The sequence below is a fragment of the Xylanibacter rodentium genome, assembly GCF_013166575.1.
GTDB classification, from domain to species: domain Bacteria; phylum Bacteroidota; class Bacteroidia; order Bacteroidales; family Bacteroidaceae; genus Prevotella; species Prevotella rodentium.
The window spans coordinates 75,957-100,373 of sequence record NZ_JABKKE010000014.1 but is presented as its reverse complement, the minus strand read 5'-3'; the positions used below and the strand labels follow the sequence as shown (position 1 = coordinate 100,373).

The following is a 24,417-nucleotide window of genomic DNA, read 5'->3' as shown; positions in this document are numbered from 1 at the left end:
TTATATATTTGTTTGTGGTTATTCAAATATACAAAAACTTCGGCAGTTTTCTTTTATTTTTTTTATTGACTTTATCACTCGAAATGTCGGATGAGCCTTTCTTTTTACTACTTTTTTATGATTTTTAATTTCATATGCAAAGGTAAAGTCCCTACAAGCAAAATGGACCGGATTTTGACACAGCCCCTTCTATTCCCTTTCCCAGAGACTTAATGTTATGATAATTCTGAAAAAAACGCATTTTATTTTTCTCAAACCAGAAAAGCCGTAAGGCCCTCTCTGCTTTCTTGACACACGTTTTTCACCCTGTTTTCTTGCCGTAAGGGCCTCCCGGCACTCCCGTAACGGCCGTTTCGCATCGCAATAAGGCCTCCGTCGCAATGCAATAACGGCCCCGTTGCAAGGCAATAAGGGTCTCTCTGCTTTCTTGACAAAGCCACATTATCGTAACACGCTGACAGTCAGCGCTTCCCGTTTGAAGCAAAAATCGAGATTTTCGGGCCACAGTGCGGAAATCGCGATACGGATATCGCTTAACATATGTTAAAGTAAAAATTATTCTAAGCATTACATATCAAATGCCCTCTATGGCTTTTTCATTCCGTCAAGAGTTCAAATCTTGATGTGACAAAATTATAAATAATACAAGTTGATCAACAAAATTAAACTACATTGTAATACGTAACTTTGCTGTACCATACATTATCGTCCGGATATTAGGATGGATGCACTCTGGATGATGGATGCACTCTGGATGGATACGCCCCAACGGGGTAACGAGCACATAGCCCGGGGCAGAGCGAAGCGGCACCCCGGGAATCAAACATCGCCAATTCCCGCGCCCTGAAAGGGCAAAAGCATAAAAATATATGGAATGTAAAAAATGTAAGTATTTGATAATTAACGCTTTTGCCCTTTTAGGGCGAATGTGTGAATCGTATTATCCCCGGGGTGCCGCTTCGCTCTGCCCCGGGCTATGTGCTCGTTCCCCGTTGGGGCGCGTTCTAGTTTAATACTGTGACTGACTTAATATATTTTTGACTATGATTTCAAACATAAACGACAAGTTTTGGACGCCTTACCCGTTGAATCGCATTTTGTCAGGAGGATGATATTGTTTAATTTTGTTAACTAACTTATATATTATATCTTAAACAAATTGAATACGATAAATTATATTTATATTTGTTGTCATAAACGGATACAGATATGAAAAATATTAAAACGACAAGGGTTGCTTTTTTCTTTGAAAACAACAGGCACTCCGGATTGGATTTCAGCAATATCAAAAATGGGAATTCAGGTTTGAGCGGTACTGCATTCATGTTCCATTTCATACCATGGCTTTTGTCAATAAGAGACAATGGGCTTGATGTTGTCTTCTATACTACACACAAAGAAATTTTTCCATCCGAGCTACACAACGAGCAGGTGGCAGACTGGACAGAAGCATGGAAACGCTGCGACGAAAATGGGACGGATTTCCTTGTGGTAAAATTTTCCTCATCAATGATGCACGACAAAAGGGATGTGATGTTTGGCGCCCACACCACAAAAATGATTGTATGGTGTCATAATTTCCTGACAAGCAGAGAACTGACGGCATATGCCCGTTGCCAGAATGTCACGCGTCTTATCGCCGTAGGTCGTGAACAGATGGATTTATATAGAGACCATCGCGCTTTTCTGAAATCCGACTATATATATAATTGTGTGGATATTCCTGATTATTATCTGTCTAAAAAGAAAAAAATCAGAAAACATACTGTTGTATACATGGGAGCTGTCATTCCGTCAAAAGGTTTACATTTACTTGCAAAAGCATGGCCGGAAGTAAAGAAAGCCGTTCCTGACGCAGAACTGTTTGTCATCGGCAACGGCAATCTCTATTCAAGAAACAAAGACACATCTGGACTCGGCGCTCTTGGACTTGCGGAGAAGGACTACGAACAAATGTTTTCCAAATATATAACAGAAGACAACAAGTTATCCGAGGGAGTGCATCTGTTAGGAGTGCTTGGAAAAGAGAAATACGATGTTCTTGCCGAAATGAAAGTCGGTGTTCCCAATCCCTCAGGACGTACAGAAACATTCTGCATCTGTGCTGTAGAGATGCAAATGATGGGTGCAAGAATAGTATCAAAACGTTGCGCCGGATATCTTGACACAGTATATAATGGAATTCTATATGACAATTCAAGAGAACTTGCCGGCTGTATAATCAGTGAGTTACTTGCCGAAAAAATAGGGGGGGGAAAATGTGCATAAGGATATTGAGAAGCTCTTTATGCCAGATACTATAGCAGCAGAATGGGAGCAACTTCTACTGCATTGTATTCCCAATGAATGCCATTTACATGAAGACACGAATCTCTACAACCCGGATTTCGAGTTAAAGCGATTTAAGGAAATCATGCGAAGAATAAAAAACAAGTATCCCATACTTTACAGTATCATACCGACTTTGGGAATATTTATCGATTGTATGAAGCGTATCCGCTTTTTCATATGGAAACGCAAAGTAAAATACTTCGGACTATGAGTTATCCGTTTATAAGTAAGTCAACAGAATTAATGCGTATAATCTGTTGACCAACTTATGATACCGCATTTATGGGATGATTGGACAGAAATTAATGGATACGCCCCAACGGGGCAACGAGCACACAGCCCGGGGCAGAGCGTAGCGGCACCCCGGGAATCAAACATCGCCAATTCCCGCGCTCTGAAAGGGCAAAAGCATAAAAAATATATGGAATGTAAAAAATGTAAGTATTTGATAATTAACGCTTTTGCCCTTTCAGGACGAATGTATGAATCGTATTATTCCCGGGGTGCCGCTACGCTCTGCCCCGGGCTATGTGCTCGTTGCCCCGTTGGGGCGCGTTCTGTCCAAACTCTAAGTTTGCAGAAGATTGCAAATATGTAAATTTCCTATAAAGAAAAACTTAAATCTTTATCCTGCCGGTGTATGATTCTTGGAATTTATATTTATCTTTGCACTCATGAAGGTCTATTTCTATCACACTCAGGACATACAGCGCATCATGCGCGAGTGGGGCGAGGGACGCTTTCCCGGCCATTACCTTTACGGAGCCACGCAGTTGGGCGACCACGGCATTGATGTCGTTTTTCACCGTTACCGCCCGCTGTTGCTTTCGCGCTGGCGTCTGATACTATATAACACGTGGCAGATTCTGACATGCCGCGAACATTTTGACGCTATTTACGCCACCCATTATCGTGGTATAGAGATTATCATATTCCTGCGGGCTATCGGACTTTTCCGCCGCCCCATCGTTATATGGCACCATCAGCCCATGGTTACGGCCGCCAACAGGCTGCGCAGATCGGTCTCCCGTCTGTTCTACCGCGGCATAGACCACATGTTCTTCTTCTCGGAAAAACTCATCGGTGACTCACTCGCCAGTCCCAATGCCCGTCCGGAGCGAATGCATCTCGGCCATTGGGGCCCGGATATCGACTTCTTCAAACGCTTGCAACGGGAACATCCCGCCGGCAGACACTACGGATTCATATCCACAGGCAAGGAGCGCCGCGACATGCCGACACTGGTCAAGGCTTTCAACGACACCGGGGCACCGCTGGCAATCTATCTGCCCGAAAGCAACGATATAAGCTACCGCCGTCTGTTCGACAGACTGGATGTGAAAGACAATATACAGGTAAACTTCGTTTCGGGGATGATACCGTACGAGCTAAGTCAGAAAGTCAACCGTGCATCCTGCGTTGTGATTTGCTGCAAAGAGACCAAATATACCGTCGGACTTACCACCATTGTCGAGGCTCTCGGGCTCGGTCTGCCGGTAATATGCAGCCGCAACCCACAGTTTCCCATAGACGTAGACAAGGAAGGATGCGGCATATCGGTGCCCTACTACGATGTCGAGGGATGGCGACAAGCCATTGCTTACATCATGGAACATCCCGACGAGGCCGCACGTATGGGCCGCAGGGCACGCGAGATAGCGGAGACACGCTACAACGACACTATATGCGCACGCGAAGCGGCCGAAGTGCTGAGAAACCTTGGATACAGAAAAAACGCATAAAGAAACAGTCTATGAAACATGGTCCGCTACATCCGGTGATGTTCACCGGAACAGGCAGCGACGTAGGCAAAAGCGTGGTGGCCGCCGCCTTCTGCCGCATATTCCGTCAGGACGGCTACACTCCTGCACCGTTCAAGGCCCAGAACATGGCACTCAATTCGTTTGCCACCCCCGAAGGACTTGAGATAGGCAGGGCACAGGCCGTACAGGCCGAGGCAGCAGGCGTAGCCTGTCATACGGACATGAACCCGCTGCTGCTAAAACCTCAGACCGACTGCACGTCGCAGGTGGTGCTCAACGGGCGGCCGGCCGGCACACGCAGTGCATCGGAATATTTCAGGAAGGAAGGCCGCGAGACACTGCGCAGTGAAGTGTGCGCCGCTTTCGACCGTCTTGCCGCGCGCTACAATCCCATTGTCATGGAAGGGGCCGGGTCAATGACCGAGCTCAACCTGAGCGATGTAGACATCGTAAACCTGCCCATGGCGGCGCATGCCGGCGCCGACGTAATCCTTGTGGCCGACATCGACCGTGGCGGCGTGTTCGCATCAGTCTACGGCAGTATAGCGCTGTTGCCTCCCGAACACAGACGGATGGTCAAAGGCGTACTTATAAACAAGTTTCGCGGCGATATCAGCCTTTTCAGACCGGGCATAAAGATTATAGAACAACTGTGCGGAGTGCCGGTGCTTGGAGTGATACCTTATTATAAAGACATACACATCGAGGAGGAAGACAGCATGGACCTGAGACGAAAATCCCTCACCGCCGGACACGACGGGCTGGTCAACGTGGCTGTCGTGCTGCTGCGCCATTTGAGCAACTTCACCGATTTTGACGCATTGGAACGTGACCCGCGCGTACACCTGTTCTATACCTCCGCCGCGGCCGACATGGCACAGGCTGACATCATCATCCTGCCCGGTTCTAAATGCACGGTGGACGACCTCTGCGAACTGCGCCGCAACGGCATGGCCCGGGCCGTGGTGCAGGCATGCCGCGACGGAGCCACCGTGCTCGGCATCTGCGGCGGATATCAGATGATGGGCCGCGAGATACTTGACCCCGGCAATGTGGAAAGCAGCATAGAGCGTATACCCGGCCTCGGCCTGCTGCCGGTGACCACAACGATGACACCGGAGAAGACGACACGTCAGGTGAGTTTCTCACTTTCCTATGCCGCCACGCCGCTCTCCTGCCCCGGAACGCCTTCGGACTGCGGGCCACAGCTCCATGGCTATGAGATTCACATGGGAGCAACCGTGCCGGAGAAAGACGCCGCTGCAAGTCCCCTGTGCATACTGTCAGACGGAACAGCAGACGGTTGCATGGCCGGCAGTCGCTGTATGGGTACATATATTCACGGCATTCTTGACAACCGGCAGTTTGTCGATTTCCTTCTTTCGCCGTTTGACGGAATGACGGAAGACCCGAAGCGGCAGTTCGATTACACTGCTTTCAAGAACGAACAATATGACAAGCTGGCCGACCATGTGCGCCGCAATGTCGACATGGACCGTATTTACAGAATAATGAAAGGCGAACAATGATAGACGGACACGGTGACGACGCCTACCGCTATGGCGGAAGAATAAGGACGAACTTCAGTTCAAACATATATTACGGAGCCTCGCACCACGGGCTCAAAGCCCATCTTGCAGACCGGCTCGACGTGATGGCAGCCTATCCCGAGCCCTATCCTTACACTCTTGGAGACATGATTGCCCGACACCACGGCATATCTGCCGACAGTGTCCTTGTCACGTCAGGAGCCACCGATGCCATCTATCTGATCGCCCAGGCTTTCCGCAGAAACGGGGAGCGTGCATGCTATGCCGTACACCGCCCCACATTCAGCGAATACGACGATGCCTGCCGTATGTTCGGATACGTGGAAGCGGCATTTCCTGACGCGAAGCACACGGCCTGCGGACTTTACGGAAGCATGGATGGTCCGAACACCATGATATGGCTCTGCAACCCCAACAACCCGACCGGCGAGGTGCTCCCTACAGATTATATCATGGATATAAACCGGCATGCCGCCATCACCGTTGTCGACCAGTCTTACGAAGACTATACCCTCATGCCGCTGCTGTCTCCCCGCGAGGCCATTGACAATACACGTATGATACTAATCCACTCCATGACAAAGACATACGCCGTTCCCGGACTGAGGCTTGGCTACATTACGGCCGCCCCCGATATAATCTCACGGCTGCGCGGCTGCATGCGCCCATGGTCTGTCAACGCATTTGCCATTGAAGCCGGCCGCTATCTGCTTGGCACCGGACAGCCGGCAATACCCGATTTGAAAGGTTATCTCGCTGATGCGGAAGCGCTGCGGCAGGCACTCGACTGTATCCCCGGCATAAATGTGCGGCCCACGTCCACCGGTTTCATGCTGGCCGAGATGTCCCGCGGCACAGCCTCCGGACTAAAGGACTATCTGGCCATGCACCATGGGATGTTGATACGCGACTGCTCCAACATACGCGGACTTTCACAGCGCCATTTCCGCGTGGCCGCGCGTTCGCGGGAAGACAACACGGCGCTTGCCGAGGCTGTACGCATGTATATGGATATCTCGGATGATTAAGACAAACGGCAGTGCCATTGAATATGAATGACACCTTATTATATATAGCATACTCCGTCGCGCCGCTTATTATAGGATGGGTGCTTGACCTTCTGCTCGGCGATCCGCCGCGCCTGCCCCATCCCGTGGTGCTCTTCGGACGGATGACGGCATGGTGCGAGCATCGCTTCAACCGCGGCAGCCGTGAGAACGCCGCTTACAGCCGCCGTGCGGGCGTGGCAGTGGCTGTATTGCTTCCGTCGGTTGTCTTTGCCGCGACATGGGGGCTGATTGTTCTTGCCGGCATGGTCCACCCGTTGGTGGCCTTGGCAGTTCAGGCTGTGCTCGTTTTCTATTGCCTTGCCGGAACCACACTTGTGCGCGAAGTGCGCGATGTGTTTCTGGCCCTCGACCGTTCTATCGACGAGGGCCGCCGGCAGGTGGCACGCATCGTAGGACGCGACACCTCGGCGCTCTCCGCCCATGAGGTGCGGACGGCAGCCATCGAAACGCTTGCCGAGAATCTCAGCGACGGGGTTGTGGCACCGCTTTTCTGGTACATGCTGCTTGGCGGGCCGGGCATGATGGCCTACAAGATGGTCAATACGCTCGACTCCATGATAGGTTACCGCACAGAGCGTTACCGTGACTTCGGCCGTGCGGCCGCGCGTATCGACGACGCGGCCAACTGGCTGCCGGCACGCATCACAGCCATGCTCATGGTCGCCGTGTCGGGATGCAGACTCTCCAACCTGCGCTTTGTGCTACGCTACAGTTCGTGCCACGCCAGTCCCAACAGCGGATGGCCGGAAGCAGCCCTCGCCGGAGCACTGGACTGCCGCTTCGGCGGACCGCATCATTATTTCGGAACACTTTTCTACAAGCCATACATAGGCTGCAACGACCGTCCGCTCAGCCTTACGGACATGAAAAAGGCGGTTGAAATCAACCGCCTCTCCGAAATCCTTATGGTCATTATAGTCGTTATCGCGCTCAGCACACCTTACTTCCCGGCTTTACATTCCTGAGTATTGAAGTGACGCTCAGGCTGCCATCGAAGTTTTCGGCCGACAGAATCATGCCCTGACTTTCTATTCCCATCAGCTTGCGCGGCGGGAAATTGGCAATGAAGAGCACATCCTTGCCAATCAAATCCTCAGGCTCATAGAACTTTGCTATGCCGCTCACAATGGTGCGGTCGGTACCCGAACCGTCGTCGATGGTGAACTTCAACAGTTTGTTGGCTTTCTTCACCTTCTCGCAGTTCTTGATGTGTCCGACGCGTATGTCCAACTTCTCGAAGTCCTCGAACGTCACGGGGGCCTTTACCGGCTCGGCCACGTAAGCGGCAGCCTCATTGGCCTTCTTGGTCTCCTCCAGCTTGTTGAGCTGATAATTGATGGTCTCGTCCTCAATCTTCTCAAATAGCAGTTCGGGTTCTGCGAGCTGATGACCGGCATGCAGCAGGTCGGTGCGGCCGAGGTTCTCCCACTCCAGTTTGTCCACGCCGATCATCTTTCTCAGTCGCGCGCTGCTGAACGGCAGGAACGGTTCGAAAGCAATGGCAAGGTTGGCAACAAGCTGTAGTGATATGTAGAGGATGGTCTCCACGCGCTTGGGATCGGTCTTCCACACTTTCCACGGCTCGCACTCGGTGATGTATCTGTTGCCGATGCGTGCCAGGTTCATGGCCTCTTTTTGCGCTTCGCGGAACTTGAATATGTCGAGATAGTCCTCCACACGTTTCTTGACGTCCTTGAACTCGTCAAGTGTGGCACGGTCGGCCTCGGTCAGTTCGCCGCACTCGGGCACCACTCCGCCCCAGTACTTCTTGGTGAGTTGCAGCGCACGGTTGACGAAGTTGCCGTAAACGGCCACCAGCTCGTTGTTGTTGCGGTCCTGAAAGTCTTTCCATGTGAAGTTGTTGTCCTTTGTCTCCGGAGCGTTGGCCGTCAGCACATAGCGCATCACGTCTTGCTTGCCCGGCATCTCCTCGAGATACTCGTGCAGCCACACCGCCCAGTTGCGCGATGTAGAAATCTTGTCGTTCTCCAGATTGAGGAACTCGTTGGCAGGAACGTTCTCCGGCAGTATATATCCGCCGTGTGCCTTGAGCATAGTGGGGAACACGATGCAATGGAACACGATATTGTCTTTGCCGATAAAGTGGACAAGGCGTGTGTCAGGGTCTTTCCACCACTTCTCCCATGAGTCGGGCAGCAGCTCCTTGGTATTCGATATGTAGCCGATGGGCGCGTCGAACCACACGTAGAGCACCTTTCCATCACCGCCCTCCACGGGCACGGGGATACCCCAGTTGAGGTCACGCGTCATGGCACGCGGCTGAAGGTCGAGGTCGAGCCAGCTCTTGCACTGTCCGTACACGTTGGGACGCCACTCCTTATGGCCGTCCAGAATCCATTCTTTCAGCCACTGCTGATACTCGTTGAGGGGCAGATACCAGTTTTTCGTCTCTTTCAACACGGGTTTGGAACCGCTTATGGCCGATTGCGGGTTGATCAGTTCGGTGGGGTCGAGGTCGCTGCCGCATTTCTCACACTGGTCGCCGTAAGCCTTTGGGTTGTGGCAGTGCGGGCACTCGCCGGTGATATATCTGTCGGCCAGGAACTGTCCGGCCTCCTCGTCGTAGTACTGTTTCGACACTTTCTCGGTCAGTTTGCCGTCGTCATACAGTTTCTTGAAGAAATCGGAAGCCAGCTTGTGGTGTGTGTCCGATGTGGTACGGCTGTATATGTCAAACGATATTCCGAAATCCTTAAAACTCTTCTTGATGATACCGTGATAGCGGTCGACAACATCCTGAGGCGTAATGCCCTCCTTGCGGGCACGGATGGTGATGGGTACACCATGCTCGTCGCTGCCACAGATGAAGATTACATCCTGCCCTTTCAGTCTGAGGTATCTCACATATATGTCCGCCGGTACGTACACTCCGGCCAGATGCCCTATGTGCACACCGCCGTTGGCGTAGGGCAGAGCCGCCGTCACGGTGGTACGCTTGTAATGGTTTTCTTCCATGATTCCTTAGTTGTATATTAATATTCTATTTTTTCTTTATTTAATTATGTGTGCAAAGTTACTGCAACTTGGGCAAAAATGCAAATTAACATTCAACCTTTTTTTCTTTAAGTTAGTCAACAAAATCAATTTAAATAATTCGGCAAAAGATTTAAAGTAAGTTGTACAACAAAATCAAACTACATTATAGTCCGAACATAGGAAGGATGCGCCCAGTTTGAACAGAATGCGCCCCAACGGGGCAACAAGCACACAGCCCGGGGCAGAGCGTAGCGGCACCCCGGGAATCAACATCGACAATCCCCGCGCCCTGAAAGGGCAAAAGCATAAAATATATGAGATGTAAAAAATGTAAGTATCTGACAATTAATGCTTTTGCCCTTTCAGGGCGAATAGGATAATTGAACATGATACCCGGGGTGCCGCTACGCTCTGCCCCGGGCTGTGTGCTTGTTGCCCCGTTGGGGCGCATTCTTCCTATGTCCTACAATGTAGCTTAATTCTGTTGACCAACTAAAAAAAACAGATTATACGTATTAAATATGTCTTTTTTGTCTTCATGTCAAAAACAACATGTCTCCCAGTCCCGTCCTTTCCATATGTATATCTGTAAAAATCAGAAAAAAGCACGTCATTTTTTCGGGCGTTCGGTTTTTATTACGTATTTTTGCGGATAAAAGAATATCAAACCGCACATTCCATATGAAACATCCCGCCAAAACCGACATCGCAGTATTGCTGTTGTTCTTTACACGTCCGGACACATTCGGACGTGTATTTGCCGAAGTGAAAAAGGCACGCCCTTCACGCCTGTTTCTCTATCAGGACGGGCCGCGCGGCGAGCAAGACATGCCCGGCATTGAGGCTTGCCGCAAAATTGCCGACGACATTGATTGGGAATGCGAAGTACACAGAATGTATCAGGATCGCAATTACGGTTGCGATCCGTCGGAATATATTTCGCAAAAATGGGCATTCTCCATTGTCGACAAATGCATTGTACTTGAGGACGACGACGTGCCGTCACAGTCGTTCTTTCCGTTCTGCAAGGAAATGCTCGACCGTTACGAACACGATGAGCGCATAACGATGATAGCAGGATTCAACACCGACGAGATAACGCCCGACGTTCCCTACGACTATTTCTTCACCTCGGCATTCTCAATATGGGGATGGGCGTCGTGGCGCAGGGTCATCGACCGGTGGGACGGCAAATACACGTTCCTTGACGACGAGTACAACATGCGGCAGCTCAAGGCCTTGATAAGGCAACGCGGATTCCGCAACGACATAATCAAGATGTGCCGCGACCATCGCGAGACCGGCCGCGAATACTACGAAAGTATATTTTGGGCGTCAATGCTTTTCAACTCAGGACTTGCAATAATGCCAACAAAGAACATGATAAACAACATCGGACTGACCACAGACTCTACACACTATTCAGCCACGTTCGAAACCATGCCCCGACGCTATCGCCGCATATTCACCATGGATCGCCACGAGACAGACTTCCCATTGCGCCATCCGCGTTATGTGATTGAGAATGTGGAATATAACAAACGGCTTTACCTCACATACGCATGGAACAATCCGTGGCGCAAGGTACAATATTCTATGGAAGAACTGATGCTGAACCTGAGTCACGGTAACTTCACCGTAATAACAAAGGCCCTGCGTCGGCGTATACGAAAGTGGATGGGACGGGACAAACATGTATGAAGAGACAAATATGTAAGTCGGTCAACAAAATTAAGCAGCACACAAGCGGAGTATATGATAAAAATATCGTAACTTTGCCGGACATTACGTAATCAATCAAAAGTATGATACAGTCGATGACAGGCTATGGGAAAGTGACAATAGCCTACAAGGAGAAAAAAATAAACGTCGAGATCAAGTCGCTCAACAGCAAGGCTCTCGATTTGTCGACACGCATAGCACCACTCTACCGCGAGAAAGAGATGGAAATACGCCAGATGCTCGCTGCGGCATTGGAACGCGGCAAGGTGGATTTCTGCATATGGATAGACAAGGATGCCACGCTTGACGCCACACCCATCAACGGTGCACTGATGGAAAACTACTACCGCCAGATAAAGGACATTGCCGCCCGCACGGGAATACCAGAGCCGCAGGAGTGGTTCGGAATGTTGTTGCGCATGCCCGACGTTATGGCAAAGACGGAACAGGAAGTGCTTGACGACGAGGAATGGATGGCCGCACGCGGAGCCATAGGAAATGCCATTGAGCAGCTACAGGATTTCCGCCGTCAAGAAGGTGCCGCACTGCAATGCAAGTTCACTGAAAAAATAGACAATATCGCCGCTTTGCTCTCCGAAATCGAACCGTACGAGAAAATGCGCGTAGAGAAAATCCGCAGCCGCATTGTGGACGGATTGAACAAAATACGCGAAGTGGAATATGACAAGAACAGACTGGAGCAAGAACTGATATACTATATTGAGAAACTGGACATCAGCGAAGAGAAACAACGACTGGCCAACCATCTGAAATATTTCAGAGAGACAATGGAAGAAGGTCACGGACAAGGCAAGAAACTCGGATTCATCGCCCAGGAAATGGGACGCGAGATAAACACCACTGGTTCGAAGAGCAACTTGGCCGAAATGCAGAACATCGTAGTGAAGATGAAAGACGAACTGGAGCAGATAAAGGAACAGGTTCTCAATGCACTTTAAGTTTAGAATTCAGAGTGATGGGTGCAGAGGTATGATTACTCTTTCAAAGTGGAATAAGCAATCGAATAAACAAAGGTAATCATACCTCTGCACCCATCACTCTGAACTCTAAACTAAATTTTTAACGTTATGGCAAAAATAATAATAATCTCCGCCCCGAGCGGAACAGGAAAGAGCACAATAATAAACTGGCTGATGCAACACGAAGAGTTACGGCTCACAATGTCGGTATCGTGCACGAGCAGGGCACCGCGAAAAGGCGAGATTGATGGCGTCGCATATCACTTCATCAGCAACGAAGACTTTCGCAAGCGTATTTCCGATGGAGAGTTTCTGGAATACGAAGAGGTGTATGGCGGCACGCTATACGGCACACTGAAACAGGAGGTGGAAGACAAACTCGCCGCCGGCTTCAACGTGGTGTTTGATGTAGACGTAAAGGGAGGATGCTACATAAAGAACTATTACGGCGACCGCGCCCTGAGCCTATTTATAGAGCCTCCGTCGATAGACACGCTGCGGCAACGTCTCACCGACCGCGGTACGGAAACACAAGACAAGATTGAAATGAGAGTGGCACGCGCCGAGATGGAACTAGGCTATGCCAAGAACTTCGACCGCACTGTGGTCAACGACAATCTGGATGTGGCCAAGCAGCAGACAAAAGACATCATCTGCGAGTTTCTCGGAAAATAATCCGACATACATAGTAATATAAACAACGGCAGAAAGAATGTAATGCAAGGAACGGGAATTTTCGGAGGGTCGTTCAATCCCATACACAACGGTCATATCGCACTGGCAAAGACCTTGCTCAACGTAACAGGACTCGACGAGATATGGTTTATGGTGTCACCACAGAATCCGCTCAAACAACAGGCCGGACTGCTGGACGACACAACGCGCCTTGAAATGGCACGGACTGCATTGACCGGCGAACCGCAGTTGGCGGCATGCGACTACGAATTCTATCTTACAAGACCATCATATACATGGAGTACCCTGCAACACCTGTCGCACGACTATCCCGACCGCCGCTTCACACTGATCATCGGTGCGGACAACTGGAAGATGTTCGGCCGTTGGTATCGCCACGAGGATATCCTCAGACACCATGACGTGGTGATATATCCGCGCCACGGAAGCATCGTCGACCAGGTGGAATTGCCGGCGGGCGTCACTTTGGCCAGCACACCGCTATTCGACATCAGCAGCACAGAGATACGCCGGCGAGTAACGTGCGGCGAATCAATTGACGGGCTTGTGCCAGATGTCATAAAACAGGACGTAAAGAGACATTACGGTATATCAAAAACATAGAAGCAGTAGAGTCGAGCCTATGGAACTTACTTCTACCAACAATCAAATGAAGAAAGTGCTACGCGTGGCCGGTGCAATTCCAAGTGTTGCATTATACCCGATAACACGTAACGCAACGTTTTTTGTCTTCATGTTTATCCTCGGCATTACATGCGGCATGTTCGAGATTCCCGACAGCAATACCACGGGACCTTATCCTCATCTTTTTACCGAACTTTTCACCGAGCTATACATATTGTGCGCGCTGCTTGCCGCAATGCCGCAGCGAGTACGCCGTTGGATACGCGGCATAGTATGTGCCGTTCTTTACGCCGCAGCCATCGCCGACGTATGGTGTTTCGTACGTCTCGGATCAACCATCAACCCATCTATGCTCATGCTCATCGGCGAGACCAACAGCAACGAGACATCGGAGTTTCTTAGCACCTACCTGACATGGAACACCATTGTCTCGCCTGTAGGCACGATACTGCTCATTATACCGATACACATCACAACTTGGGCTATATGTAAAAGCAGAACACTCGAAAGACTTACCGGCAATACCCTCCGTCCACCATTCTTCACACGCCATAACCGACTGCTCACCATTCTGTCCGGTGTAACAGTTACGGCTGTCTTCGTATATAGCCTGACAGATTGCTTCGACAACAAAAAGGCTACCGTAAGACTGATGTCGTACAATAACATCGGTTCGGTAGAACACGAACTTACCAAACCAGACAGAGCTGTACTGTATATGCCGATACACCGGCTTGCGTTCAGCATATATGCCAACCACCTGACAGCTATGCAACTGGTAAGACTTGTAGAGGCCACCAACCATATCAAGATAGACAGCTGCACTTTCCGCAGTCCGGACATAGTGCTCATCATCGGTGAGAGCTACAACCGCCATCACTCACAACTGTACGGCTACGATGTTCCCACCACACCGCGACAGCTGGAACGCGAACGGCTGGGCGAACTGGTGGCGTTCAAGGACGTGATAAGTCCGTGGAACCTGACGAGTTATGTCTTCAAATATGTGTTTTCACTGCATTCCGTTGGCGACAGCGGACAGTGGTGCGACCGCCCGCTGTTTCCAGAGATATTCAAGAAGGCGGGCTATCATGTGACTTTCGTCACCAATCAGTTCCTGCCCAAGACGGGCGAAGCCGTATATGACTTCAGTGGCGGTTTCTTTCTCAACGATCCCAAATTGAGCGCAGCACAGTTCAGCGCTCGCAACACATCGCTCCACCGGTTTGACGACGGGATATTGGCCGACTATGACAGCCTCAGCCACAAACAGGGGAGAGCCAACCTGACCATACTGCACCTTATGGGGCAGCATGTAGCCTATCACGACCGCACACCGAAAAGATGGAGTCATTTTAAGCCGGGCGACTACCGCCACCGTAAACTGAAGAGCTGGGAACGCGGATTCCTGGCCGACTACGACAACGCCACACTCTACAACGACTCCATCGTCGACGAGGTGTTACGACGGTTTGAAGACCGCGAGGCCATCGTAATATATATGCCAGACCACGGCGAGGAATGCTTTGGCGACGACATGCACATCGTAGGTCGTCTGCACTCTGCCACGATAGATTACAGACTGGCTCACGAAGAATTTGAGATACCGTTTTGGATATGGCGTTCACACAAATATGCCGAGGCTCATCCCGAAATCGACACTGAAATAAAGGCGGCCTGCAACAGACCGTTCATGACCGACAATGTGGCCCACCTGTTGCTATACCTCGGCGGTATTGCCTGTCCCGAATACTGTGACAGTCGGAATCCGCTGAGCCAAAACTATGACAGTCTGCGCCCGAGGGTTATAAAGAATACCACCGACTACGACAAACTGAGAACAGAACATCATGACAGGAAAAAATGACGAATGGCTCTCGCGGGCCGAATGTTCCGCCATGCGCGGCATAGCCATAATGGCAATTATGTTACACAACTACTGCCATTGGCTGGCATTGGCCGTGAAAGAAAACGAATATAAGTTCAGCGACGGCAACAATGCCCTGCTTTTGCAGTCGCTCATCCACCCTGACGACACTCTGCCGATACAGGTTTTATCATATTTCGGACACTACGGTGTACCGGTGTTCCTGTTCCTTAGCGGTTTCGGCCTCGTGATGAAGTATGAACAAGATAAAAAAGGAATGACAGCCACACGGTTCCTACACCATCACTACATCAAACTGTTCACAATGATGATAACAGGTCTGGCGGCTTTCGTCATCGTTGACGCCATCACACCTGGAGCACATAAATATAAGCTCACAGACATCGTGGCGCAGATGCTCATGGTAATCAACTTCATGCCCGAACCCGAACGCAGTATCTGGCCCGGCCCATATTGGTTTTTCGGACTTATGATGCAGCTGTACATCGTCTACCGTCTTGTCATCTACCGCCGGCGGCACTGGGGGGTCATGGCCATGCTCGTGCTGCTATGCTGGCTGCCGCAGGCCATGTGTGCCGACAGTCCCGAGGGCAATGCCATCAACCGTCTGCGATACAACTGTATAGGAGGGATGCTGCCTTTCTGCGCGGGAGTGATGACGGCCCGGCTGCGCCCTTCCTTATTCCTTGCCACCATAAGACGGTGGCAATGGGCTGCGGCGGCTGTTGCAACGGCTGCTGTGCTCACGATATGCTGTTTCAATTTTCACACATGGCTATGGACTCCATTACTTGTCATCGCCCTAACGACAACTACAGTCAAGGCATTGCCTGACGCAGCTCTGACACCGCTCACATGGACGGGTGGACTGTCGGCCGTGGTATTCGTCATCCACCCTATCTTCCGAAAAATATTAATACCCATATCCCACCGCGGCGACACCTATACCGGTCTGTTGCTTTACATCATCGCGACACTCACCGTGGCGTGGATGATAAAACGGGTGACGGATGCCCGACATTGAACTATAATAAATGTTTACCGATATGATATCTTTCACACATATCCTGAAAATAATACGCCCGAAGCAGTGGATCAAGAACACTTTCGTTTTTATCCCTATGTTCTTCGGAGGCAGTCTGCTTGATGCCGAATCGCTTCTTGCCGTGTTGCCGGTATTCATGGCATTCAGCCTTGCCGCCTCGTCGGTGTATTGTTTCAACGACATCATTGACGCAGACGACGACCGCCGCCATCCTGTCAAGTGCCGTCGCCCCATAGCCTCCGGAGCCATCTCTGTCACAACCGGATATTCTATCATGATTTTCATGATATCGCTCTCCGTTGCCATAACGGCCCTGACCCTGCCCGCCGGTTACCGTCTGCCCGTGGGAGCCATCATAGGCGCTTACTACATTATGAACCTTGCGTACTGCGCACGTCTGAAACAATATGCCATAGTCGACGTGTGCATCATTGCCATAGGTTTCGTGCTGCGCATTCTCGCAGGAGGCATTGCAACCGACACTGCACTGAGCAAATGGATAGTGCTGATGACATTCCTGCTAACACTATTCCTGTCGCTCGCCAAACGCCGCGATGACGTGTTGCGAATGAACAAGACGGGAGAGGCTCCGAGGAAGAACACCATACGATATAACCTCACTTTCATCAATCAGGCCATCACCATAACAGCTGCAGTCACACTGGTGTGCTACATCATGTACACAGTGTCGCCGGATGTCATCGATTGTCATCACACACAATATCTGTACCTCACGAGCATATTCGTCTTCATAGGACTGCTGCGCTATCTGCAGATTGCTATGGTAGACCAGGACTCCGGCGACCCGACAAAAATAATATGGCGCGACCGTTTCACGCAACTCACAATATTGTCATGGGGACTTACTTTCCTTGTGATAATATATTTTTAAAACAAACAGATGAGAAGAAATGAAAACCATATATGCCTTTGACTTCGACGGAACACTGACCACCCGCGACACACTCATCGAATTTATCCGGTATGCACGCGGTAACAGCGCTCTCATCATGGGAATAATACGCCATCTGCCTATGCTCATAATGATGAAGTTACGCATATATCCAAACGACAAGGCCAAACAACACATATTCGACCATTTCTTCAAGGGTATGACTGTGGATGAATTTACGACCATATGCACTGAATTTGCGCGCAACAGTCAACAACTTTTGCGACCTCATGGCATAGAAACGGTCAAACGGGCCATAAGGCAAGAATGCCCCGTAGTGATAGTAAGTGCCAGTATCGACCTATGGGTAGCACCTTTCTTTTCCGATATGGGGGCCACTATACATAACAACGGCCAGACGGATTCTGACAACAACACAGAGGCACCCATCATAATACTCGGCACAAAACCTGAAATAACAGGAGGCAGGCTCACCGGACGCTTTGCAACTCCCAACTGTTACGGAAAAGAAAAAGTAAACAGGCTGCTTGCACTATATCCACACCGCGAAAAATATCGGCTTATAGCATTCGGTGACAGCCGAGGCGACAAGGAACTGCTCACCGCAGCCGATGAATCACACTACAAGCCATTCAGGGAATAGTGACAAAATGGCCATAAGGAAAAGTGGCTGCTGAAGATACTCTGGATATGAGCTTAATTCCATTAAAAATCGGGATTACTCATAGTCTGGTTATTTCTTCTACCGACAGACCTGTGACATCGGCTATGATATCATTGCTTATGCCATGTGCTTTCAGGCTCTTTGCATGTGCTATATTTGCTTCAACCAATCCTTCTGAGCGCCCTTCGGCAAGTCCTTCCGCTCTTCCTTCCGCTCTTCCCTCTGCTCTTCCTTCTGCTCTTCCCAAAGTTCTTCCTTCGACGAGTCCTTCGAGCTTTGCCGTATCAATGACATCATTCTGTATCATGATGGCATCGATGTGCCTGTCATATGCCAGCTTTTCCTGCCTTGTCATGGCCATGTACTGCAACTTCCGCTTTGCCTCGTTGAGCCCCGGAGCCGTTGTGTCGTCCTTGATATGTCCGTTCTTGAGGTAGTCGAGCCATTCTTCCAGCGGCGTTGTCGCAACCTTGTTGAACTCGTTCACGCGTATGATGAAATATTCGGGAAATATCTCAGACGGTGCCTTCATCCTTATGACGTCGCTCTCCTTAGTGTTTATCACGAGCGTGTCGTTGGTGTGAACGCCGCGGAATACCGTCTGACCGTGATAGAGATAGTCGGCGCCTTTGCCGAGGTCGAAGTACAGGATGTTTATCGAGTATATCTTCTTGACCTTGTCGTACTTGTCTCCGAGTGATATGTGCTCCGTGATGGCCTTGGCGACACCGTAGAGGATACGCTCGAGATAGTAGAGCTCCCTGGTCAGCTGTATCTCCACGATGATTATCTCGTCCTTGCTGTTGCGGGCCTTGATGTCAACGCGGTTGAACTTGTCGTCGGCAGTCTCCTGGTTGCCCTCGCTCTCGAGAATCTCGATGATGCGTATCTCCTCGTTGAGCAATACTGTCACGAGACCTTCAAGAACACCCAATACTGTCACGAGACCTTCAAGAACACCGAAGTTGGCCTTGTCGCGAAGAATGCGCTTGGCGGCCCAGTCGAAACGGATGTATTGGTTGTTGTTCATAATCGTGGAAATTTATATTTGATTATTATCTTCTGCAAATTTACATATAAATCGTGAGATATCTACACCGACAGAATATAAAAAGTCTTTTTATAGAGGAAAGATACCAAGAAACGGCACTGCTTTTGTCCTATAGTGATGTGGATAAATCCGGTATGTATTGTCGATTGATTCAAGTCATAGAATCGACATTATATCACCAAATTGTTTTAGACGTGTGAGGTGTGGATGGTCAAATTCATCAGTCAGTTCGAGTTGCCACGTCACATGGAATGGAATATATGCGGCGTGTGCACCGATGTTGAGTGCTGGAGCTATGTCGCTGCGGAATGAGTTGCCGACCATGAGAAGGCGTTCGGGTGAAATGTTAAGATGATGACAGAGTGCACGGTAGTGAGCGGGTGTCTTGTCGCATACTATTTCCACATGGCTGAAAAATGGAGCGAGACCGGAGCGTTGCAGCTTGTTTTCCTGATCAAGCAATTCGCCTTTGGTGAACAGTGCGAGCCGATAGCGGTTTAAACTCCTTATGGCACGCAGGGTTTCTCGTACGCCGGGCAAAGGTGTGGCTGGCAGGTACAGCAGGCTTTTGCCAAGTTCTATTATCTTGCCTATCGTCTTGGCGCTCACTTTGCCTTGACTTATGTTTACAGCATTCTCTACGAGTGACAGTGTGAAGGCCTTGGTGCCATACCCCAGTAATTCCATATTGGTAGCTTCAGTTCTGAACAGCCTGCTGGAGATGTCATCACTGTCACCATATTCGGCCAGCAACCGGCAATAGTCTCGTTCCACGTTCTCGAAGTGCGACTGACAATCCCATAGGGTATCGTCGGCGTCGAAAGCTATTACCAATATGTCGTTAGTTCTCATATGTAGTGTGATTGTTGTCGTTAACTATGGGAGAGGTCGGTAGAGGGAAGTGGAGACGATACGTAATGTGGTGGTGTCGGCGATGGAAACCATTTTGTTGCCATCAGGCGATATCTTTATGTCTGTGCTAAGACTTTTGGGGTGAATAGGAATGTTGCTTGACATATGTAATGTTACTTTGTCGGTATCTATTTCAAGTTGCAGTCTGATATTGCCATCGGTATTGTTACGGAATCTCAGATCTTTGAATCCATAAAAAACGGTAGCGTCGGTTCCAATGGGAGCGAACCGGGATTTTTCGGTGTATAAGTCGACAGAATGATTGTACCGTTCAAGAATATGCAGTCCTGCCAAAAGTGCGGCATGGTGTATTATGCCGGAAGCCTGACATAGTCCTCCTCCGACATCGAATGTTACCCGACCGGCATGGATGCTGCGACCCTCGCGAAAGCGTGTCTGATCATTCGGGTTGCCTACGGTATGCCAAAATGAAAAGACTTCGCCGGGTCGGATAAGAAGATTGTTTATGCGATCTGCTGCTACACAAAGGTTGTGCTTCTTGTTTTCGAGTGTGGGAGAAGGCAATAAAGGTTGGCTGACGGTAATTGAATATGGCATTGCGGGAAATTTGTCGGTCGGTCGGGCGAAAGGGACGCGTTTGATAAAATCAAGCAGTTTGACGAAGGACATTCTCAGGGATGCTTTGGTCGAAAGTTTCATATCTTTTCAAGTTCAAAAATCAGATAGGATGATAATGTCTTCAATGGACTTGAAGCCATTGATATGTCAAGGCTTAGCATTCTTTTGCGCCAAGAAGAGGGCAGGCGATGGACGGGTATAAACATGATGCCGGTAACCGACACTATTTTGAATAAACCGTCGGAGAGTCGGGCTACGTCTGTTTGATTGAGGGCCGTGTTGCCATGCCAGCCATTGCCATGTTCCCTCCCGAAAAGCTTGCGGCGGGACAATGACGGGATGTCAAATATCAATCGGCCTTTGGGTTTGAGTATACGGTGTGATTCTTTGATTATGCCGTAGATATCTTCCTGTTCCAGATGCATCATCAAGTGGAACGAGTATACAGCGTCGAAGTAAGCGTCGTTAAAGGGAGTGGATTGTCCAAGGGATTGTTGCAAATCTTTTTTGGGGAATTTCTGACGGGCTATGGTGAGCATTTTCTCTGACGCATCAATGCCATAGCCGGCATAGTCAAGCAGTCGTCCCGTTCCACAAGCGATTTCGAGTACTTTGTTTTCTTTCCCTGTCAGCAGCCTGTTTAGCACATGCCGTTCTTCGGAGTCAATGAAGTGTCCGTATGTGTTGTCGAAACGATTTTCATCGTATGTCGGTGCGAGATTGTTGTAATAATCAATTATTTTATCACCTTGTTTCTTTTCCATTTCAATTGTCGGATTGCTGTTTGAAGTTTGTTAATTAAGGTATGTCACATATAAATGAGAACTTGGAAAACTTACATATTATGGCTGCATATTTTAATTATATCAAAATTCTGTTTTGTGTCAGTGTCAGCCCCTTCTTTCCGCCCAGTCACCGCGGTCGAGATTGCGATAGCCGATGGCTTCGGCCAGATGGAGAGACTTTATAGTTTCTGAACCGTCAAGGTCGGCAATGGTACGGGCCACTTTCAGTATGCGGTTGTAGGCGCGGGCTGACAGTTTCAAGCGTTCCATGGCTGTGCGGAGCATTTCAAGCGACGATGTGTCGGGCCTGGCATATTGGTGAATCATCCGTTCGGTCATCTGTGCGTTGCAGTGTATGCCTTTACAGTCTTTATATCGTTCCTCCTGTATCTTACGTGCGGCAATGACACGTTGGCGAATCGAGGCAGACGGCTCGCCAGGTGATGCGTTGGAAATTTCAGCGAACGGCACAGGGGTTATCTCGGTCTGTATGTCAATGCGGTCAAGCATAGGGCCGCTGATTTTGTTCATATACCGCTGTATCTGTCCCGGGGTACACACGCAGTGGTGGGTAGGGTCATCGTAGTATCCGCACGGACAGGGGTTCATCGAGGCTACGAACATGAACGAACATGGATATTCTATGGTGTATTTGGCCCGCGATATGGTAATCTTGCGGTCTTCGAGCGGCTGTCGCAGTACCTCAAGAGCACTTCGGGTAAATTCCGGAAGTTCGTCGCAGAAGAGCACACCGTTGTGTGCGAGAGATATCTCGCCGGGCTGAGGGTTCAGACCGCCTCCGGTAAGGGCTACCTGCGATATGGTGTGATGCGGAGAGCGGAACGGGCGTTGTGTGATGAGCGATGTATCGCGGCTAAGTTTGCCGGCCACACTGTGTATCTGTGTAGTCTCAAGACTTTCGGCAAGCGACAGTGGCGGCAATATTGACGGCAGGCGTTTGGCCATCATTGATTTGCCACTGCCCGGCGGACCGATCATTATCAGGTTATGCCCTCCGGCTGCCGCCACTTCGAGCGCACGCTTCACGCTTTCTTGTCCGCGCACATCGGCGAAATCGAGGTCGAACGTAGTTTGTTTTTCATAAAATTCACGGCGTGTGTCTGTCACGGTAGGTTTGAACGAGCGGTCACCGTTGAAGAAACGGATTACATCAGTTATGTTGTCCATGCCGTATACGTCAATATTGTTTACCACGGCGGCCTCTCGTATGTTCTGTCGCGGAACGATGAGCCCTTTGAACTGCTCTGCACGTGCCTTGATGGCTATAGGCAGTGCCCCGCGTACAGGCAGTAACCGGCCGTCCAGGCCAAGTTCGCCTATCAGCATATACTCGCCGAGGCTGTCACTTTCTATCTTGCCGTTGGCTGCAAGTATGGCTATTGCCAACGGCAGGTCATAGCCGCTGCCTTCCTTTCGGATGTCGGCGGGAGCCATGTTTACGGTGATATCGGCCACGGGAAATTTGTGGCCGGTGTTTTGCAGAGCGGCCACGATTCTGTCCCGGCTTTCACGGACGGCGGTGTCTGCAAGTCCGGTCAGATGGAACATTACTCCGCGTGTCATGCTTACCTCAACGGTTACCGTGGTGGCTTCCAGCCCCATTACGGCTGCGCAGAATGTCTTTACGAGCATAGGTAGTAGTGTCTTATGTTATCAGGTTGTGGAAATATTGTATGGATAGGGCTGTTGTGGAAGATAATGCTTATTTCATCATCGATTTTATTCTTTCTTCCAATTGCTTTCCGTCGAGATCCCGGGCTACTACCGTTCCTTTGCTGTCGGCCACGATATTGCCTGGCACTGTGGCCAGGCCCATCTTTCCGAGCAGTGGCGTTTCCCACATCTTGCCATCGCATATGGTCGGCCATGTGATTGAGTCACGTTCAGTATTTCTCTTATAGTCGCTCTTGTTGCCGTCAAGACATATGTTGAGCATGGCGATATCCTTGCCATATTGTTTTTTCAGTCTTTTCAGTGTGCGAAGGATGTTGTGGCTTTCATAGCTCCATGAGGCCCATGTCGTGACAATGTTTATTTTGCCGTTGAGCACTTCGGTGCGGCTGACAGTGTTCCCGTCGATGTCCTTTACTTTAAAATCGGGCAGTCTGCTCCCTATGGCACATTGTCGGAGTGCATCCAGCTGTTTGGACAATCTTATAGCGGCACCGTTGTCCGGATTGGTCTGTAATATTATTTTCGTTAGTTTGTATGCCTTGGTGTAATCGCGATGTTGACCTGTGACGAGATATTTGTTTATAAGATAAAGACTTACCGGCGACTTCGGGTGCTCGTTGACAAATGCTTCTACCGATTGTATGGTTTCTGGTGGTGTCATCTTGTTGGCATTGAGCCTGAAGTCGGTCATCAGTTTGTTGTCGTCAGTTCCTTTTATTTCCATCTCGCGCAAATGCGATGCATCGCCTTTTATTTTGGCAGTGGCTCCCGGCTCGCCGAATACCACTTGGTCGGAAAAATTTGGGAAGATGATGACAAATATTGTTTTGTCTTCCAACGGTACGTCATATACAAACCTTCCGTCGGCCACTTTTATGGTGTCGAGGTCTATTGTTGCGGCGTCAGGATTGTATATATAGAACTCTCCTTGGTTCAGATTCTTGAACCGTCCCTCTATACGGAAATGTCCGCTCTTGGCCCCACATGCCGAAAGCATGATTGCAAGAACGGTGCAGATGGTGAAAGGCAGGCCGGCTTTTGCTCTGTACCGGTACCGGTGTGAGTGTATATTCTCCGTTACATCCATTGTCGTCGTCAAAGCTGTTGTATAAAAAACTCCCCATCTCCGTTTCTCCCCGTCGTTTTCTCCGG

At 49.8% G+C, this 24,417-nt stretch carries 20 protein-coding genes; 13 read left to right on the top strand and 7 right to left on the bottom strand.

All coding sequences use genetic code 11. The features are described 5' to 3' along the window. The first annotated feature begins 1,209 nt into the window (after window positions 1-1,209). The 5 genes from HPS55_RS09375 (at window position 1,210) to cbiB (ending at window position 7,679) form a co-directional block, all read left to right on the top strand. On the top strand, window positions 1,210-2,268 hold the full coding sequence (locus tag HPS55_RS09375) for a glycosyltransferase family 4 protein (RefSeq protein ID WP_172324921.1): 1,059 nt from the start codon (window positions 1,210-1,212) through the stop codon (window positions 2,266-2,268). Window positions 2,269-3,005: 737 nt separating this feature from the next. Then, window positions 3,006-4,073, top strand: coding sequence for a glycosyltransferase (locus tag HPS55_RS09370; protein WP_172177665.1), 1,068 nt, complete (start codon window positions 3,006-3,008; stop codon window positions 4,071-4,073). Window positions 4,074-4,084: 11 nt separating this feature from the next. Then, window positions 4,085-5,623: a cobyric acid synthase gene (locus tag HPS55_RS09365; protein ID WP_172177667.1), complete on the top strand. Its 1,539-nt coding sequence runs from the start codon at window positions 4,085-4,087 to the stop codon at window positions 5,621-5,623. Continuing rightward, window positions 5,620-6,672 (top strand): aminotransferase class I/II-fold pyridoxal phosphate-dependent enzyme, encoded by a 1,053-nt coding sequence (locus HPS55_RS09360; RefSeq protein ID WP_172177669.1) that lies wholly within the window; start codon window positions 5,620-5,622, stop codon window positions 6,670-6,672. The genes HPS55_RS09365 and HPS55_RS09360 overlap by 4 nt, the downstream gene beginning before the upstream one ends. A gap of 23 nt (window positions 6,673-6,695) precedes the next feature. Further along, entirely contained in the window at window positions 6,696-7,679 is a 984-nt protein-coding gene (gene cbiB, locus HPS55_RS09355) for an adenosylcobinamide-phosphate synthase CbiB (protein WP_172177671.1), read from the top strand. On the opposite strand, the gene metG is transcribed toward cbiB, so the two are convergent. After that, a complete protein-coding gene (gene metG, locus HPS55_RS09350) occupies window positions 7,645-9,690 on the bottom strand; it encodes a methionine--tRNA ligase (RefSeq protein WP_172177673.1) in 2,046 nt (681 codons plus the stop codon). The genes cbiB and metG overlap by 35 nt on opposite strands. Window positions 9,691-10,392: 702 nt before the next feature. Between metG and HPS55_RS09345 the strand changes: the two genes are divergently transcribed. The 8 genes from HPS55_RS09345 to HPS55_RS09310 all read left to right on the top strand — a co-directional run bounded on the left by HPS55_RS09345 (window position 10,393) and on the right by HPS55_RS09310 (window position 18,222). Then, window positions 10,393-11,412, top strand: coding sequence for a hemolysin activation protein (locus HPS55_RS09345; protein ID WP_172177675.1), 1,020 nt, complete (start codon window positions 10,393-10,395; stop codon window positions 11,410-11,412). Between the two features lie 104 nt (window positions 11,413-11,516). Next, entirely contained in the window at window positions 11,517-12,392 is an 876-nt protein-coding gene (locus HPS55_RS09340) for a YicC/YloC family endoribonuclease (protein ID WP_172177677.1), read from the top strand. Between the two features lie 129 nt (window positions 12,393-12,521). After that, window positions 12,522-13,088 carry a guanylate kinase gene (gmk, locus tag HPS55_RS09335; RefSeq protein ID WP_172177679.1) on the top strand — a complete coding sequence of 189 codons (567 nt, stop codon included), beginning with the start codon at window positions 12,522-12,524 and terminating at the stop codon, window positions 13,086-13,088. 42 nt (window positions 13,089-13,130) lie between these two features. Continuing rightward, window positions 13,131-13,712 (top strand): nicotinate (nicotinamide) nucleotide adenylyltransferase, encoded by a 582-nt coding sequence (nadD, locus tag HPS55_RS09330; RefSeq protein WP_172177681.1) that lies wholly within the window; start codon window positions 13,131-13,133, stop codon window positions 13,710-13,712. Between the two features lie 46 nt (window positions 13,713-13,758). Next, window positions 13,759-15,600, top strand: a complete 1,842-nt coding sequence (locus tag HPS55_RS09325) for a sulfatase-like hydrolase/transferase (RefSeq protein WP_172177683.1) — start codon at window positions 13,759-13,761, stop codon at window positions 15,598-15,600. Then, complete coding sequence (locus HPS55_RS09320; protein WP_253945863.1) at window positions 15,584-16,645, top strand: acyltransferase family protein; 1,062 nt, start codon at window positions 15,584-15,586, stop codon at window positions 16,643-16,645. Before HPS55_RS09325 ends, HPS55_RS09320 begins: the two co-directional genes overlap by 17 nt. 22 nt (window positions 16,646-16,667) lie before the next feature. Then, window positions 16,668-17,558 (top strand): decaprenyl-phosphate phosphoribosyltransferase, encoded by an 891-nt coding sequence (locus tag HPS55_RS09315; protein WP_172177685.1) that lies wholly within the window; start codon window positions 16,668-16,670, stop codon window positions 17,556-17,558. A gap of 19 nt (window positions 17,559-17,577) precedes the next feature. Continuing rightward, complete coding sequence (locus HPS55_RS09310) at window positions 17,578-18,222, top strand: HAD family hydrolase (protein WP_172177687.1); 645 nt, start codon at window positions 17,578-17,580, stop codon at window positions 18,220-18,222. Window positions 18,223-18,301: 79 nt separating this feature from the next. Here the strand turns inward: HPS55_RS09310 and HPS55_RS09305 are convergent, their stop codons facing one another. The 6 genes from HPS55_RS09305 to HPS55_RS09280 form a co-directional block, all read right to left on the bottom strand. Further along, window positions 18,302-19,273, bottom strand: coding sequence for an Rpn family recombination-promoting nuclease/putative transposase (locus tag HPS55_RS09305; protein WP_216655536.1), 972 nt, complete (start codon window positions 19,271-19,273; stop codon window positions 18,302-18,304). Between the two features lie 177 nt (window positions 19,274-19,450). After that, window positions 19,451-20,146, bottom strand: coding sequence for an HAD family hydrolase (locus HPS55_RS09300; protein WP_172177942.1), 696 nt, complete (start codon window positions 20,144-20,146; stop codon window positions 19,451-19,453). A gap of 24 nt (window positions 20,147-20,170) precedes the next feature. Continuing rightward, window positions 20,171-20,866, bottom strand: coding sequence for a VanW family protein (locus HPS55_RS09295; protein WP_172177940.1), 696 nt, complete (start codon window positions 20,864-20,866; stop codon window positions 20,171-20,173). Continuing rightward, window positions 20,863-21,549, bottom strand: a complete 687-nt coding sequence (locus HPS55_RS09290; protein WP_172177938.1) for a class I SAM-dependent methyltransferase — start codon at window positions 21,547-21,549, stop codon at window positions 20,863-20,865. The genes HPS55_RS09295 and HPS55_RS09290 overlap by 4 nt, the downstream gene beginning before the upstream one ends. A 126-nt stretch (window positions 21,550-21,675) precedes the next feature. Further along, window positions 21,676-23,223 (bottom strand): YifB family Mg chelatase-like AAA ATPase, encoded by a 1,548-nt coding sequence (locus HPS55_RS09285; protein ID WP_172177936.1) that lies wholly within the window; start codon window positions 23,221-23,223, stop codon window positions 21,676-21,678. 70 nt (window positions 23,224-23,293) lie between these two features. Next, window positions 23,294-24,352 (bottom strand): DUF4369 domain-containing protein, encoded by a 1,059-nt coding sequence (locus HPS55_RS09280; RefSeq protein WP_172177934.1) that lies wholly within the window; start codon window positions 24,350-24,352, stop codon window positions 23,294-23,296. Between the last annotated feature and the right edge of the window lie 65 nt (window positions 24,353-24,417).

What these genes read in the sequence shown, in the direction of transcription:
- HPS55_RS09375 (WP_172324921.1), top strand. Translation starts at nt 1,210, where the DNA reads ATGAAAAATATTAAAACGACAAGGGTTGCTTTTTTCTTTGAAAACAAC.
- HPS55_RS09370 (WP_172177665.1), top strand. Translation starts at nt 3,006, where the DNA reads ATGAAGGTCTATTTCTATCACACTCAGGACATACAGCGCATCATGCGC.
- HPS55_RS09365 (WP_172177667.1), top strand. Translation starts at nt 4,085, where the DNA reads ATGAAACATGGTCCGCTACATCCGGTGATGTTCACCGGAACAGGCAGC.
- HPS55_RS09360 (WP_172177669.1), top strand. Translation starts at nt 5,620, where the DNA reads ATGATAGACGGACACGGTGACGACGCCTACCGCTATGGCGGAAGAATA.
- cbiB (WP_172177671.1), top strand. Translation starts at nt 6,696, where the DNA reads ATGAATGACACCTTATTATATATAGCATACTCCGTCGCGCCGCTTATT.
- metG (WP_172177673.1), bottom strand. Translation starts at nt 9,690, where the DNA reads ATGGAAGAAAACCATTACAAGCGTACCACCGTGACGGCGGCTCTGCCC.
- HPS55_RS09345 (WP_172177675.1), top strand. Translation starts at nt 10,393, where the DNA reads ATGAAACATCCCGCCAAAACCGACATCGCAGTATTGCTGTTGTTCTTT.
- HPS55_RS09340 (WP_172177677.1), top strand. Translation starts at nt 11,517, where the DNA reads ATGATACAGTCGATGACAGGCTATGGGAAAGTGACAATAGCCTACAAG.
- gmk (WP_172177679.1), top strand. Translation starts at nt 12,522, where the DNA reads ATGGCAAAAATAATAATAATCTCCGCCCCGAGCGGAACAGGAAAGAGC.
- nadD (WP_172177681.1), top strand. Translation starts at nt 13,131, where the DNA reads ATGCAAGGAACGGGAATTTTCGGAGGGTCGTTCAATCCCATACACAAC.
- HPS55_RS09325 (WP_172177683.1), top strand. Translation starts at nt 13,759, where the DNA reads ATGAAGAAAGTGCTACGCGTGGCCGGTGCAATTCCAAGTGTTGCATTA.
- HPS55_RS09320 (WP_253945863.1), top strand. Translation starts at nt 15,584, where the DNA reads ATGACAGGAAAAAATGACGAATGGCTCTCGCGGGCCGAATGTTCCGCC.
- HPS55_RS09315 (WP_172177685.1), top strand. Translation starts at nt 16,668, where the DNA reads ATGATATCTTTCACACATATCCTGAAAATAATACGCCCGAAGCAGTGG.
- HPS55_RS09310 (WP_172177687.1), top strand. Translation starts at nt 17,578, where the DNA reads ATGAAAACCATATATGCCTTTGACTTCGACGGAACACTGACCACCCGC.
- HPS55_RS09305 (WP_216655536.1), bottom strand. Translation starts at nt 19,273, where the DNA reads ATGAACAACAACCAATACATCCGTTTCGACTGGGCCGCCAAGCGCATT.
- HPS55_RS09300 (WP_172177942.1), bottom strand. Translation starts at nt 20,146, where the DNA reads ATGAGAACTAACGACATATTGGTAATAGCTTTCGACGCCGACGATACC.
- HPS55_RS09295 (WP_172177940.1), bottom strand. Translation starts at nt 20,866, where the DNA reads ATGAAACTTTCGACCAAAGCATCCCTGAGAATGTCCTTCGTCAAACTG.
- HPS55_RS09290 (WP_172177938.1), bottom strand. Translation starts at nt 21,549, where the DNA reads ATGGAAAAGAAACAAGGTGATAAAATAATTGATTATTACAACAATCTC.
- HPS55_RS09285 (WP_172177936.1), bottom strand. Translation starts at nt 23,223, where the DNA reads ATGCTCGTAAAGACATTCTGCGCAGCCGTAATGGGGCTGGAAGCCACC.
- HPS55_RS09280 (WP_172177934.1), bottom strand. Translation starts at nt 24,352, where the DNA reads ATGGATGTAACGGAGAATATACACTCACACCGGTACCGGTACAGAGCA.